Origin of the sequence: Kitasatospora sp. NPDC056783 (assembly GCF_042789895.1) — a bacterium.
Classification (GTDB): domain Bacteria; phylum Actinomycetota; class Actinomycetes; order Streptomycetales; family Streptomycetaceae; genus Kitasatospora.
Genome location: NZ_JBHUAF010000256.1, coordinates 1 through 12,293, shown reverse-complemented (window position 1 = coordinate 12,293; position 12,293 = coordinate 1). Strand labels below are relative to the sequence as shown.

Here is a 12,293-nt window from a genome sequence, read left to right as displayed (position 1 = left end):
GTCTGAAACCCGTCCCCGCGGCCCGCCGGCCGTCGGCTGGCCGCCGACGGACCCTCCTGACGGTTCGTCGGCATCCCCGAGGTGAAGCACGGTTCGGCGCCAGGGGCATCGGCTATGGTCGCCCGCATGATCGATTCCACCACGCGGGTCCGGATCGCCCGCCCCTCGCGTGACCTGGCGGCGGCCGAGCGCTTCTACGTCGGCGGCCTCGGCCTCGACGTGGTGTGGCGTAGCACCGAGCGGGTGTCCGGCAAGCACGACCTCCTGATGGTCGGTCCGTCCGGCGGCAGTTGGCACTTCGAGCTGACGCACGACCCGGAGCGGCCGACGGAACCCACCCCGACGGTGGAGGACCTGTTCGTCGTCTACCTCGGCACCCCGCTGGACGAGGCCCTGGTCGCCAGGCTGGAGGAGGCCGGCGGCACCCGGGTCAGTTCCCACAACCCCTACTGGGGCGAGTTCGGCGTGACGGTGTCCGACCCGGACGGCTACCGGTTGGTGCTCTGCTCCCGCACCTGGGAGGCCTGAACCCCCGGCTCCCGGGGTGCCCGGGCATCCGTGCCCGTCCCGCTCCCGTCTCCGCTCCCGCCGCGCAGCACCGCCACCCCCCGGTCCAGGTCCACGCCGAAGTACGGCGGCGCTCCGGCCGGCGCGTCGTCCCGCAGGACGAGTCGCTCCCTCTTCTGCTCGACCTGTATCCGCTTGCCCGAGCTGAACAGCGCGTGCAACTCCTCCAGCCCACCGACGCCCGTCCCCACCCCGGGGCCGCGGTGCCGCGGCCGCGAGGAGGACTCGTCCCAGACCTGCCATGATGCCAACAGCACCAGTCCCAGTACCGCCGCTGCCGCTGCCGCCACACCCACGATCAACCCCATCAACCCCATGTCCGCTCAACGCGCCCGCACCGCTCGGGCGTTCCGTCCCGGGTGCACCGTGACGAGCGGCACCCGGGAGAACCGCGGACGGCGGAGGGGCCGGCGACGGACAGCGAGCGGCGTGCCCACCGGTTACGCTGCCGCACGAACGGAAGGAGCACCCTCACCATGCCCGTGCGCGGAACACTCGTGGACATCCCGACGGCGGACGGCACCGCCGCCGCCTACCCCGCCCACCCCGACGACGGTCGGGCCCACCCGGGCGTCATCCTCTACATGGACGGCCTCGGTCTCCGGCCGCAGCTGGAGCGGACGGCCTACCGGCTGGCCTCGGCCGGGTACACCGTGCTCGTCCCCAACGCCTACTACCGCAGCGGCCGCGCGCCGATCGTCGAGCTGCCCGAGCTCATCGACCTGGAGCAGGTCGGCGAACTCTTCGCCAGGATCGGCCCGTTGCTCGACACGCTCACGCCGGAGGCGACCACCCGCGACGCGGACGCGTACCCGCGCGGGCTCGCTGAGTCCCCGCTGGCCCAGGACGGCCCGGTCGCTCTGACCGGCTACTGCCGCGGCGCCCTGCCGGCGCCGCGCACGGCCGCCGGCCACCCGGACCGGATCGCCGTCGCGGCCGGGTTCCACGGCGGCGGCCGCGCCACCGACCGTCCGGACAGCCCGCACCTGGGCGCGGACCGGATCACCGCCGAGCTGTACGTCGGCCACGCCGACCAGGACCCGTCGCTGCCGTCCGGGCGATCGGCATGCGCGACGACAACCTGAACGGCGACAACCCGATCGTGATCGGCGGCCACGCGCAGTACGGCTGGGTGCGCTCGACCAACCCCGGCACGTGGATCCTCTTCAACGCCTGCAACAACGGCGGCCCGCAGATGGTCCAGACGATGGACGGGAAGGTCGTCCTGAGCGGCGGGTTCAGCTTCCTGACCAACTGGACCGTGCGCACCGGGGGTTCGGCAGGCTCGTACACGCTCGGCGACTACCGGAACCAGTCCTGCATGACCGACAACGGGCCCGGGGCCGCGGTCACCATGGTCATCTGCATCCCCGGCAACACCGCGCAGGAGTGGCGGCTCCAGTGACCGCGCCGAGCGGGTGGGGGGCGTCCGAGTGGTGAAATGCGGCGGCGCGGTGGGCCGGCGGCCTGGGATGCTGTCGGGATCGCCTTCGTTGTCGTTGTCGTGAAGGGGGAGCCGTGGACTCCGATGCCGCCGCGCCGCTGTTGCTCGAAGGGCCTTTGCTGGAGGGCGAGTTCGTCCGACTGGAGCCCTTGGGCCGTGGGCACGCGGACGGTCTCGCTGCTGCCGCGGAGGAGGACCGCGACGGCTACACGTACACCTGGGTGCCCTCGGCGGACCGGGTGGGCGACTACATCGGGACCCAACTCGCGCGCCGGAACGCAGGGTTGCTCGCGCCGTACGCGCAGGTGGACCGGGTGTCCGGCCGGGTGGTCGGGGCGACGTCGTTCTGGGACCCGCGCCGTCGGCCCGACGACGGATCGCTGTTCGCGATCGAGATCGGGTTCACCTGGCTCGCGGCCTCAGCGCAGGGGAGCGGGCTGAACACCGAGGCCAAGTACCTGCTCTTCCGGCACGCTTTCGACGTGTGGCGGGTGGGCCGGGTCGACCTCAAGACCGACGCCCGAAACGGCCGTTCACGGGCGGCGATCGCCAAGTCCGGGGCGACGTTCGAGGGCGTGCTGCGGAACTCGGCCCCGTCCTGGGTGCCGGGGGAGGCCGGAAGGCTGCGGGACTCGGCGGTCTTCTCGGTCACGGACGAGGAGTGGCCGTCCTGCCGGGCGGGCCTGGAACGGCGGCTCGCGGAGCTGCGTTCCGCGAGGTCGCGTTCCGAGTAGCCGAGCCGTCGAGTAGGCGCGTAGGCGGGTTGCCGCGCAGCCGCAGCCGCAGCCGCAGCCGCCGCGACGGCATGGGGCGACTGGTTAGCAGGCATCCTCCCGGCCTGCAAGGGGATTCGGATGGCGGAACCTCGCCACCCGGACGTCAAGGGCGCGTATGGACTCTTCTACACACATGTAAAAGTCGATCGAGAGTCGGACGGCCGCCGGCTCCGCCCATCGGGCCGGCGGTCGGCGGGCGCGTGCCCGTAGGCGCAGGCGGTCGGCCGTCGGCCGGTCGGGCGTCCTTGGCGGGATGTCATGGATTGCCCTGGTTCGCCCGTCGATTGGAGGTTCTTTACCCGATGGCGGGACCTGGCCAATCGCTGAAGCAGGCCTGTCAATTCACCTGCTGGATTGTCATGCTTCTGATCACCCCCCAGCGGTAGCCCCCACCCCCACCCCTCGGTGGCGAGCCGCTCGACCGCACGGGGTTCCAGCACGTCAGCGCCCGTTCCGCCCCACGGTGCCGACCCGGCTCCCCGGGACGCGGTGCGACCGCGCCGCCCAGACGCGGTTTCCCGGAAGGACTCGTACGTGAAGCGTAAGCTCGCGGCCGTCGCCGTACTCTCGGCCACGGCCCTGTTGACCGGTGTGATCCAGGTGAGCACCGCCGCCCAGGCCGCTCCCGCCTCCTCCTCGCCCCAGGCCCAGTCCGCCCAGCAGCACGCGGCCGTGCTCAAGATCGCGGCAGGTCAGGCCGGCCCGCTCGCCAAGGCGCTCAAGCTCGGCGACAAGGAGCAACTCGTCGCCAAGGACGCGACGGTGGACAAGGACGGCACCCGTCACCTGCGCTTCGAGCGCACCTACGCGGGCCTGCCGGTGATCGGCGGTGACCTGGTCGTCCACCAGAAGGCCGACGGCTCGGTGAAGTCGGTCGACAAGGCCGTCACCGCGCGGATCGCGCTGCCGAGCCTGACCCCGAAGATCGCCGCCGCCCAGGCCGCCGCCCAGGTCACCGGGACGGTCAAGGCCACCGTCGGCGTGACCGCCGACGCCGACGAGTCGCCGCTGGCCCAGGTCCAGCCGGCCGACCGGGCCGAGCTGGTGGTCTGGGCCACCGACGGCGACCCGCGCCTGGCGTACCGCACCACGGTCGAGGGCGTGCGGGCCGACGGCACCCCGAGCCGCCAGATCCTGGTCACCGACGCCGCCGACGGCCGGGTCCTCGCCACGCACGAGACGATCGAGACCGCCGTCGGCACGGGCAACGGCGTCTTCGTCGGCCAGGTCCCGCTGACCACCACCCAGAGCGGCTCGCAGTACCGGCTGAACGACGCGTCCCGCGGCGGCCAGTCCACCAGCGACCTGAACAACGGCACCAGCGGAACCGGTTCGGTGGTCGCCAACACCAGCGACAGCTTCGGCGACGGAACCGTCAACAACCGCGAATCCGCCGCCGTGGACGCCCAGTTCGGAGCCGCCACCACCTGGGACTTCTACAAGAGCACCTTCGGCCGCAACGGCATCCGCAACGACGGCGTCGGCGCGCTGAGCCGGGTGCACTACGGCTCCAACTACGTCAACGCCTTCTGGGACGACAGCTGCTTCTGCATGTCGTACGGCGACGGTGCCAACAACACCGCCCCGCTCACCGAGATCGACGTGGCCGGCCACGAGATGAGCCACGGCGTCACCGCCGCGACCGCCAACCTCAACTACGCGGGAGAGTCCGGCGGCCTCAACGAGGCCACCTCGGACATCATGGGCACGATGGTCGAGTGGTACGCCAACCTGCCCTCCAACCCGCCGAACTACTGGATCGGCGAGCTGATCAACCTGCGCGGCGACGGCAGTCCGCTGCGCTACATGGACCAGCCGAGCAAGGACGGGGGCTCGGCGGACTACTGGGACGCGAACGTCGGCAACCTGGACGTGCACTACTCGTCTGGGGTGGCGAACCACTTCTTCTACCTGCTGTCCGAGGGCAGCGGCGCGAAGACGATCAACGGGTTCAGCTACAACAGCCCGACGTACGACAACTCCACGCTCGCGGGCATCGGCCGGGACAAGGCGGCGCAGATCTGGTACCGCGCGCTGACCACCTACTTCACCTCCACCACCGACTACGCGGGTGCCCGGGCGGGCACCCTCAGCGCGGCGGCGGACCTGTACGGTTCGGGCAGCGCGGAGTACAACGCGGTCGCCGCCACCTGGACGGCGGTCAACGTCAACTGAGCCGGGTCGGGCCACTCGGGCGGTTCATCTCGTCCGGGTGGTTCCGAGGGCTCCGGGGAGGCTTCGGAGTCGAGCCGGGACATCGGGCTCGATTCGGGTCCGGAGTCGAGCCGGGCCGGGGGCCTGAACCGATCGGGCCCCGGCCCGGGAAGACGCCAGGCCGAGGCCCCCGCCGGGCCGTGGGTGCCGGGCCGGCGGGGAAAAGCGGCGGGGCGACGGTGAGCGGACCACCGTCGCCCCTGCTGCCATGCTGCCTGACGATACGTCAAATTCCTTGCTCGTGCAGCTCGTGGGGTGATCTCGCGCCGGTCGACGGTGGCCTGGTGCCGTCGACCGGGTGGGATCGTGTCGTTCCCGGGCGGCCTCGTGTCGTTCCTTGGGGCTCGGACGGCCTCGCCGTGGACGGCGGATCGGCGAGGACCAGCACATCCGGCAGGCCTCCGTACACCCAGAAAACTCGACCATCGGGGCGGCAGCGGACTGCTCCCCCGAGCGGCAGCGCACGTGCTTCCGGGGGTGCTCGCCGTTTCCGTAGCGTCCCCGGCATGACGTTACTGACGCAATCTCCGCCGAACGCCGTCCGGCGATCCGCGCTGCTGGTCTACCTGGTGCTCGCCTACGCCGGGATGTGGGCGGCCATGGCGCCGCTGCTCGCCACCGGGTACCGGCGGGCAGACGCCCGGGAGGAGACCGGCGCCCTGGAGCAACTCTGCATCAGTGCGGCGATGTTGGCTCCGGCGCTGGCGGCGCTGTTCGTGGTCCGCTTCGTCGAGCGCGGCGGGCGCGGCGGGCGCGAGCGGCCTGGGGGGCCTGGGGGGCCTGGGGGGCTTGGGGGCGAAGGCCGGGACGGCGGCGGGGTCGGCGGGGTGCGGGAGGCGCTCGCGCTGCGCTGGCCCCGGCCGCGGGGCCGCGCGCTTCGGGCCTGCCTGCTGCCGCTCGGGGTGCTCGGCGGGCTGACGGCGGCGACGCTGGCGCTCGGTGCGCTGCTGGGCAGTTATCCGTTCGTGGGCTTCGGCTCGCTGAGCGCGGGGCAGGTTGGCGGGTGGGCGGTCCAGGGGCTGATCGGGATGGCGCTCTCGCTGCCGCTGTTCTTCGGTGAGGAGATCGGCTGGCAGGGGTTCCTCTTCCCGCGACTGCTGCGGCTCGGGGAGGCCGGTCGGGGCTCGGACGGAGGCAAGGAGCCGGGGCTGGTCCGGGCGTACGTGCTCACCGGTACGGCCTTCGCGCTCTGGCACCTGCCGACGCTGCTGATGGGTGGTCAGTACCCGGGGCGGCCCTGGTACCTGGCGGTGCCCGCGCTGACGGTGAGCTGTGTGCTCGTCCTGCCGGTCTTCACCTGGCTGCGGCTGCGTTCGGGGTCGGTGATTCCGGCGGTGCTGGCGCACACCTTCACGAGCAGCATGAGCGTGTCGATGGTCCGGGAGTTCGCCGACCCGGATGCCGAGTTGGACCCGCTCACCATGTCGCTCGCGGGCTGGCCCGGCTGGATCGTCCTCGGGGCGTTCGTGGCCTTCCTGGGGTGCACCGGACGCCTGCGGCCGGGTCGGTACGGTCCTGGGTGACGGGTGACGGGTGACGGGTGACGGGTGACGGGTGACGGGTGACGGGTGACGGGGCCGGTCGGGGCTGACAGATGACAAACGACGGATTTCAGATGACAGATTTCAACATCTGTCATCTGAAATCCGTCGGTCGAAAGCCGTCCGCCGTCCGCAGCCCTCCGTCACCCGCCCGCCGGCGCCAGATCCTTGCGGATCTCGTCCAGGATCAGCCCGGCCCCGGTGTAGCCGATGCCGAGCATCCACAGGCCGTCGTCCACCCGGAACACCCGACCGCTCCGTACCGCGTCCAGCTCCTTCCAGAGCGCGCCCTCGGTGACTTTCCCCTGGTCGGACTTGGCCGCGTCCCCGTACACCGAGTAGAAGATGACATCGGCTGCCGCCTGGTCCACCTGCTCCGGGCTGATCTCCAGGGAGAAACCGGGCTTGTCCTGGTTGACGGGCCGGCCGAGCCCGAGGTCCTTGAACAGCGAGCCGACGAAGGTGTCGTTCAGGTAGAGCCTGGTCGGCGATCCCGCCAGGAAGCGGGCCATCTCGACCCGGGTGGCCGCCGCCGTCGAGGGCCCGCCGAGTGCGGTGACCAGGTCCCGCAGCTTCGCCCGGTACGTCGCGTCCACCGCCTCGGCCTCGGCCTGGCGGCCCAGTGCCTCGGCGTGCAGTCGGACGTTCTCCTTCCAAGCCGGCCCGGTGGTCCTGGAGAGCACGGTCGGCGCGATCTTCGACAGTTCGTCGTACCGCTTGTCGTCGCGGACCTGGTTGCTCAGGATGAGGTCCGGCCGCAGCGCCGCGATCGTCTCCAGGCTCGGCTGGCCGATCGCCCCGACGGGCTTGGTCCCGGACAGCCGCTCGGCGGGCAGGTACGCGGGGAAGGCGGTGCCCGCGCTGACGGTGGTGGCGCCGACGGGGCTGAGGCCGAGGGTGACCACGGAGTCCAGCGCGTCGGTGTCCAAGGCCACCACCCGGCTCGCCCGCGCGGGTACGGTGCTCTCGCCGCGCGCGTGCCGGACCGTCCGGGTGCCGCCGGAGCCGGACGAACCGCCGCCCGGCGCGGGGGAGTCGGGTCCGCACGCGGCGAGCGCGGACCCCGGGACGAGCGCCCCGGCGAGGCCGAGGGCGGCACGGCGGCTGAGCGGTCGGGGCATCGGCGGCACCTCCAACGTGCGGGCAGGGCGCGGGAATCCCTGCCCGCACGGCCGCCCGGTTACGCCTCGGAGCCGTTCTCCCGTCGCTGGCGCAGCAGTTCCTCGTACTCGGCGTGCACCCGCCGGTCCATCGCGAGGGTGAACTGGGCGTCCGCGACGGTACGGGCCAGCGGCCGCACCCGCATGACGCGCTCGGTGAGCCGGGCGGCCTCGCCGGGCGGGAGCGGGGTGTCGGTGGCCAGCGCGCTGAGCACGTGGTCGCTGACCACCTCGATGAAGATCTCGGCGATGGCGTCCACGTGTTCCCGGGTGCGCCGGCTGGCTTCCAGTACGGCCGAGAGCGGCACCCCCTCCGCCACCAGCTCGGTGGTGGCGTCCATCAGCCGGCGGCTGACGTGGGTGATGCCGTCCTCCTCGACGGCGATGTAGCCCTGGGCGATCGATTCGGCGACGTTCTCCTCGGTGAGCTGGTCCCCGAAGGCGGTCTTCAGCTCGTCCCAGTCCAGGCGTACCGGGGTCTCGTCCGACCACGGTGCGACGATGGCGGCCTCCAGCCCGATGAGGCCGGCGACGTCCCGCCCGCTCTCGCCGGCGCCGATCAGCTCGGTGATGCCGCCCAGGGTGTGGCCGCGTTCCAGCAGTTCGCCGATCATCCGCAGCCTGGCCAGGTGCTCCTCGCCGTACCAGGCGATGCGCCCCTCCTTGCGGGGCGCCTGGAGCAGTTTGCGCTCGCGGTAGAAGCGCAGGGTGCGGGTGGTGATCCCGGCCGCCTCGGCCAGTTCCTCCACCCGGTACTCGCGTTTTCCGTCGCCCGCGGCAGCTCTGACCTTGTCCACGGCGATCAGCATAGGACCGTCGGCTCGGAAGGTTCCCCGATCCGGAGCCGCCGCGCTTCTTCCATCCGGTGTCGGCACGGGCTACCCTCCAATCGTGCCAGTGATTACTGGCGCGATTGGCAGGGTCCCGGAGGCGAGCCCCGGGAGGCTCCGGGGCGGACGGCCCCGGAAGAGCGCGACGATCACCGCCCCACCCTCAGGAGGTTGCCGCATGGCATCCAGCAGCAAGCGCCCCCGCTCCGACGCGTCCACCGCGACCGGCACCGCCGCTGCGCGGGAGAGCGTCCCGCACGTCCGGGTGGCGGTGATCGGCTCCGGCTTCGGCGGCCTCGGTGCCGCGGTCCGGCTGCGCCGCGCCGGGATCACCGACTTCGTGGTCCTGGAGCGCGCGGACTCCGTCGGCGGCACCTGGCGCGACAACAGCTACCCCGGCTGTGCCTGCGACGTGCCCTCGCACCTCTACTCCTTCTCCTTCGCGCCCAACCCGGACTGGCCGCGCAGCTTCTCCGGCCAGCCGGACATTCGCGCCTACCTGGAGAAGGTCGCCACCGTCTTCGGCCTCCGCCCCCATCTGCGCTTCAACGCCGAAGTTCTGGAAGCCCGTTGGGACAGTGAGCGGACCCACTGGCGGATCGACACTTCGGCCGGCCAGTGGACCGCCGATGCCATCGTCTCCGCCGCCGGGCCACTGGCCGACCCGCAGATCCCCGACCTTCCCGGGCTGAGCGGCTTCCCCGGGAAGGTCTTCCACTCCTCCCGCTGGGACCACGGCTTCGAGCCGGCCGGCAAGCGCGTCGCGATGGTCGGCACCGGCGCCTCCGCCGCCCAGATCATCCCGGCGATCCAGCCCCGGGTCGACAAACTGACGGTCTTCCAACGCACTCCGGCCTGGGTGCTGCCGCGCAGCGACCGCGAGATCAGCGCGCTGGAGAAGTGGGTGCACGGCCGCCTGCCGGTCACCGCGAAGATCCGCCGCGGCGCTCTCTTCGCCCTGCGCGAGCTCCAGGTGGACGCGTTCGTCCGCCGGCCCGGGCTGCTGCGCCTGGTCCAGCAGGTCGCCGAACGCCACCTCGCCCAGGGCGTCCGGGACCCGGCGCTGCGTGCCAAGCTCACCCCGGACTACCGGATCGGCTGCAAGCGCATCCTGCTCAGCAACACCTACTACCCGGCGCTCGCGGCGGCCAACACCGAGGTCGTCGCCTCCGGGCTGCGCGAGGTGCGCGGCTCCACGCTGGTCGCGGCCGACGGCAGCGAGCACGAGGTGGACGCCATCGTCTTCGGCACAGGCTTCCACGTCACCGACATGCCCATCGGCGCACGGGTGTTCGGCGTCGACGGGACGAATCTGGCCGAGGAGTGGAAGGACGGCATGGAGGCGCTGCGCGGCTCGACCGTGCACGGCTTCCCGAACCTCTTCTTCGTCATCGGCCCCAACACGGGCCTCGGCAACAGCTCGATGATCCTGATGATCGAGTCCCAACTGAACTACATGATCGACGCGTTGATCACGCTCGACTCGATCGGCGCCACCGCGATGCAGCCGACCGCGCGCGCCCAGCGGCACTGGAACCTCGAACTCCAGCACCGGATGGACCGCACCGTCTGGACCACGGGCGGCTGCCGCAGCTGGTACCTCGACCCGAGCGGCAAGAACACCGTGCTCTGGCCCGGCTCCACCACCTCGTTCCGCCGGGCCACCCGCAAGGTCGACCTCGGCGAGTACGAGCTGATCATGCGCACCGCACCGACCGTCGCCCGCACCGTCCAGGAGGCCTCCGCATGAGTCCCGTCCGGCTGCCCGCCGAGTACGAACCTCCGATTCCGGTGGAGGAGTTGGGCGTGCGATCGGCGGACGGCGTCCGCCTGCACGTCGAGGTCCACGGCCGGTCCGGCGCGCCCACCGTGGTGCTCGCGCACGGGTGGGCCTGCTCGATCGCCTTCTGGGCCCCCGTGATCCGCCAACTGTCCGACCGCTACCGGGTGGTGTCCTACGATCAGCGAGGCCATGGGAGGAGCGAGGCCCCGCCGGGCCGGGTCGGCTACTCGACCCGGGCGTTGGCCGAGGACCTGTCCGCCGTGCTCGCGCTGACCCTCCCGGAGGGGGAGCGGGCGGTGCTGGCCGGGCACAGCATGGGCGGGATGACCATCATGGCCGCCGGTGGCCGTCCCGACGTCGCCGAGCGCACCGCCGCCGCCGTGCTGATCTCCACCGGGCCCAGCGATTTGGTCGCCGAACTCACCGTCCTGCCTCCGGCCGTGCGTGCCCCGGGTCTGCGGCGATTCCTGCACCGGCAGCTGCTGCGTTCCCGAATGCCGCTCGGGCCGGTCTCGCCGGTCAGCCGGGCCGCGTTCAAGTACGCGACCATGGGCCCGAGTTCGCCCGCCGGCCAGGTCGAGGCGACGGCCCGGATCCTGCACGCCTGCCCGGCCGCCGTCCGCGCCAACTGGGCCGCGGTGCTCGACCGGCTGGACGTCCGTGCCGGGCTCGCCCGGCTCGCCGCGCCCACGGCGGTGGTGGTCGGCACCGGCGACCGGCTGACCCCGCCGGTGCACGCCCACCGGATCGTCGCCGAACTCCGGGAGCCGCAGGGACTGTTGTTGCTGCCCGGGGTCGGCCACATGTCGCCGCTGGAGCGTCCGGTGGAGGTCGCCGCCGAGATCCATCGGATGGCCTCGACGTACCTGACGGCCGCGGCCTCCGCTGTTCCCGCGGCCGTGCCCGCCGCTGTTCCCGCTTCCGTCGACGAGAGGACCGCTGTCGAATGAACGCCATCCCGCCGTTGTCCGAGCAGGTCGTGGTGGTGACCGGGGCCGCGCGCGGCGTCGGTGCGTCGCTGGCCCGCAAGCTCGCCCGGCGCGGGGCCAAGGTGGCCCTGCTGGGGCTGGAGCCGGAGGAGCTGAAGACCGTCGCGGCGCAGTGCGGCCCGTCGGCGACGAGCTGGGAGGTGGACGTCACCGACCTCGACGCGCTCGAGGACACCGCCCGGCTGGTCAAGGAGCACTACGGGCGGATCGACACCGTTGTCGCCAACGCCGGGATCGCCCTCGGCGGGCCGCTGGCCGAGAGCGACCACAAGGCGTTCAGCCGGGTCATCGAGGTCAACCTGCTCGGTAGCGTGGCCACCGCGCGGGCCTTCCTGCCGGCGCTCTCGGAGAGCCGCGGCTATCTGCTTCAGGTCGCCTCGCTCGCCGCGTTGACCCCCGCGCCGCTGATGAGCGCGTACTGCGCCAGCAAGTCCGGCGTGGAGGCCTTCGCCCACTCGATCCGCGCCGAGGTGGCCTTCCGTGGGGTCAAGGTCGGGGTCGGGTACCTGAGTTGGACCGACACGGACATGGTGCGCGGCGCCGACGAGGACGCGGTGCTCAAGCAGATGCGCTCCCGGCTGCCGTGGCCGGCGAACAAGACGTATCCGCTGGAGCCCGCGGTGGACCGGATCGTCGCGGGGATCGCCCGCCGGTCCGCGCATGTCTACGCCCAAGCCTGGCTGCGCGGGATGCAGCCGGTCCGCTGGCTGCTGCCGAGCCTGATCGCGGTGGTCGGCTCCCGGGACGTGGCCCGGCTCGCCCCGCAGCTGGCCGCCACGGCCGCGAGCCGTCTGCGCGCGGTCGGTGCCGGAGGGGCGGCGGACACGGCGGTCCGGGGGAGCCGGAGCGGGGCGGGCGACTGACGGCGGGAGGTCGTCAGCCGACAGATGACAACTGACAGATGACAGCTGACAGATTTCGAAATCTGTCAGCTGTCATCTGTCACCCGTTCGCCCCCACCCCCGCCAGGCCCTGCCGTCGCCCCCGCC

The 12,293-nt window shown here is 72.3% G+C and carries 12 protein-coding genes; 9 read left to right on the top strand and 3 right to left on the bottom strand.

Features of this window, described 5'->3' with window-relative positions:
* Positions 1-126: 126 nt before the first annotated feature.
* A complete protein-coding gene (locus ACFRMQ_RS28515; protein WP_380733541.1) occupies positions 127-528 on the top strand; it encodes a VOC family protein in 402 nt (133 codons plus the stop codon).
* Here ACFRMQ_RS28515 and ACFRMQ_RS28510 read toward each other — a convergent pair.
* Positions 489-875, bottom strand: a complete 387-nt coding sequence (locus ACFRMQ_RS28510; RefSeq protein ID WP_380733540.1) for a DUF6191 domain-containing protein — start codon at positions 873-875, stop codon at positions 489-491. The genes ACFRMQ_RS28515 and ACFRMQ_RS28510 overlap by 40 nt on opposite strands.
* A gap of 168 nt (positions 876-1,043) precedes the next feature.
* On the opposite strand from ACFRMQ_RS28510, the gene ACFRMQ_RS28505 reads away from it, so the two are divergent.
* The 5 genes from ACFRMQ_RS28505 (at position 1,044) to ACFRMQ_RS28485 (ending at position 6,524) form a co-directional block, all read left to right on the top strand.
* A complete protein-coding gene (locus tag ACFRMQ_RS28505; protein ID WP_380733539.1) occupies positions 1,044-1,652 on the top strand; it encodes a dienelactone hydrolase family protein in 609 nt (202 codons plus the stop codon).
* On the top strand, positions 1,634-1,972 hold the full coding sequence (locus ACFRMQ_RS28500) for a hypothetical protein (RefSeq protein ID WP_380733538.1): 339 nt from the start codon (positions 1,634-1,636) through the stop codon (positions 1,970-1,972). Before ACFRMQ_RS28505 ends, ACFRMQ_RS28500 begins: the two co-directional genes overlap by 19 nt.
* 113 nt (positions 1,973-2,085) lie before the next feature.
* On the top strand, positions 2,086-2,745 hold the full coding sequence (locus tag ACFRMQ_RS28495) for a GNAT family N-acetyltransferase (RefSeq protein ID WP_380733537.1): 660 nt from the start codon (positions 2,086-2,088) through the stop codon (positions 2,743-2,745).
* Positions 2,746-3,321: 576 nt separating this feature from the next.
* Positions 3,322-4,962 carry a M4 family metallopeptidase gene (locus ACFRMQ_RS28490; protein ID WP_380733536.1) on the top strand — a complete coding sequence of 547 codons (1,641 nt, stop codon included), beginning with the start codon at positions 3,322-3,324 and terminating at the stop codon, positions 4,960-4,962.
* Positions 4,963-5,507: 545 nt separating this feature from the next.
* Entirely contained in the window at positions 5,508-6,524 is a 1,017-nt protein-coding gene (locus ACFRMQ_RS28485) for a CPBP family intramembrane glutamic endopeptidase (RefSeq protein ID WP_380733535.1), read from the top strand.
* Positions 6,525-6,685: 161 nt separating this feature from the next.
* Here ACFRMQ_RS28485 and ACFRMQ_RS28480 read toward each other — a convergent pair whose 3' ends face one another.
* Both ACFRMQ_RS28480 and ACFRMQ_RS28475 read right to left on the bottom strand, forming a co-directional pair.
* Positions 6,686-7,663, bottom strand: coding sequence for an ABC transporter substrate-binding protein (locus ACFRMQ_RS28480; RefSeq protein ID WP_380733534.1), 978 nt, complete (start codon positions 7,661-7,663; stop codon positions 6,686-6,688).
* Between the two features lie 59 nt (positions 7,664-7,722).
* Entirely contained in the window at positions 7,723-8,511 is a 789-nt protein-coding gene (locus tag ACFRMQ_RS28475; protein ID WP_380733533.1) for a MerR family transcriptional regulator, read from the bottom strand.
* 199 nt (positions 8,512-8,710) lie between these two features.
* Between ACFRMQ_RS28475 and ACFRMQ_RS28470 the strand changes: the two genes are divergently transcribed.
* The 3 genes from ACFRMQ_RS28470 to ACFRMQ_RS28460 are packed head-to-tail and all read left to right on the top strand — an operon-like array spanning position 8,711 to position 12,167.
* Positions 8,711-10,282, top strand: coding sequence for a flavin-containing monooxygenase (locus ACFRMQ_RS28470; protein ID WP_380733531.1), 1,572 nt, complete (start codon positions 8,711-8,713; stop codon positions 10,280-10,282).
* Positions 10,279-11,265 carry an alpha/beta fold hydrolase gene (locus ACFRMQ_RS28465; protein ID WP_380733530.1) on the top strand — a complete coding sequence of 329 codons (987 nt, stop codon included), beginning with the start codon at positions 10,279-10,281 and terminating at the stop codon, positions 11,263-11,265. Before ACFRMQ_RS28470 ends, ACFRMQ_RS28465 begins: the two co-directional genes overlap by 4 nt.
* The gene (locus ACFRMQ_RS28460; protein WP_380733529.1) at positions 11,262-12,167 is read left to right on the top strand and encodes an SDR family oxidoreductase; all 906 of its coding nucleotides are present in this window, start codon (positions 11,262-11,264) and stop codon (positions 12,165-12,167) included. Before ACFRMQ_RS28465 ends, ACFRMQ_RS28460 begins: the two co-directional genes overlap by 4 nt.
* The last annotated feature ends 126 nt before the right edge of the window (positions 12,168-12,293 follow it).

Coding starts and splice junctions, on each gene's coding strand:
- ACFRMQ_RS28465 (WP_380733530.1), top strand. CDS start 10,279: ATGAGTCCCGTCCGGCTGCCCGCCGAGTACGAACCTCCGATTCCGGTG.
- ACFRMQ_RS28480 (WP_380733534.1), bottom strand. CDS start 7,663: ATGCCCCGACCGCTCAGCCGCCGTGCCGCCCTCGGCCTCGCCGGGGCG.
- ACFRMQ_RS28470 (WP_380733531.1), top strand. CDS start 8,711: ATGGCATCCAGCAGCAAGCGCCCCCGCTCCGACGCGTCCACCGCGACC.
- ACFRMQ_RS28510 (WP_380733540.1), bottom strand. CDS start 875: ATGGGGTTGATCGTGGGTGTGGCGGCAGCGGCAGCGGCGGTACTGGGA.
- ACFRMQ_RS28485 (WP_380733535.1), top strand. CDS start 5,508: ATGACGTTACTGACGCAATCTCCGCCGAACGCCGTCCGGCGATCCGCG.
- ACFRMQ_RS28500 (WP_380733538.1), top strand. CDS start 1,634: ATGCGCGACGACAACCTGAACGGCGACAACCCGATCGTGATCGGCGGC.
- ACFRMQ_RS28460 (WP_380733529.1), top strand. CDS start 11,262: ATGAACGCCATCCCGCCGTTGTCCGAGCAGGTCGTGGTGGTGACCGGG.
- ACFRMQ_RS28515 (WP_380733541.1), top strand. CDS start 127: ATGATCGATTCCACCACGCGGGTCCGGATCGCCCGCCCCTCGCGTGAC.
- ACFRMQ_RS28505 (WP_380733539.1), top strand. CDS start 1,044: ATGCCCGTGCGCGGAACACTCGTGGACATCCCGACGGCGGACGGCACC.
- ACFRMQ_RS28475 (WP_380733533.1), bottom strand. CDS start 8,511: ATGCTGATCGCCGTGGACAAGGTCAGAGCTGCCGCGGGCGACGGAAAA.